General features: G+C 64.4%; 1 protein-coding gene. It reads left to right on the top strand.

All coding sequences use genetic code 11. The features are described 5' to 3' along the window. Positions 1–427 (top strand): hypothetical protein (locus P2Q66_RS20530; RefSeq protein ID WP_275731112.1); only part of this gene is annotated, 427 nt, incomplete at both ends.

Genomic DNA, 427 nt, shown 5'->3' on the forward strand with positions numbered 1-427 from the left:
TGAATGCAGTGACCAAAAAGACCGTGACTCTCGCGGACACAGGGGAAACCATCGACGGCGTGACCGTGCTGGGCGATTACCACCTGAACGGCGGCTACGACTGGATGGAACTGATCGAAGAGCACGGCTGGGCCGTGCTCTCCAGCTGGGGCTGTGACGGCTGGGACCTGGGCCAATGGCCCTACGTCATGGTCGCCGTTACCCGCAGCGCTGACAGCATCGGCAACCTGTTCGGCATCGCCACCTACTGCGAGGGCGACGTGACCTGCACCTACTACCGGACTAAAGCCCGCCTGTGGGACTCCATCACTGAGCAAGCATTCTCTAGCTGGAAGAACGGGCAGGCCCAAGGCCCGGCAGACCTGCCCGAGGCCGCCGCAGAACTGCCCAGCCGGTACCGGATGCCCTATGCCGTGCGGGACGCCGC

The sequence above is a fragment of the Arthrobacter sp. Cr_A7 genome, from assembly GCF_029222765.1.
Taxonomy (GTDB): Bacteria; Actinomycetota; Actinomycetes; order Actinomycetales; family Micrococcaceae; genus Arthrobacter.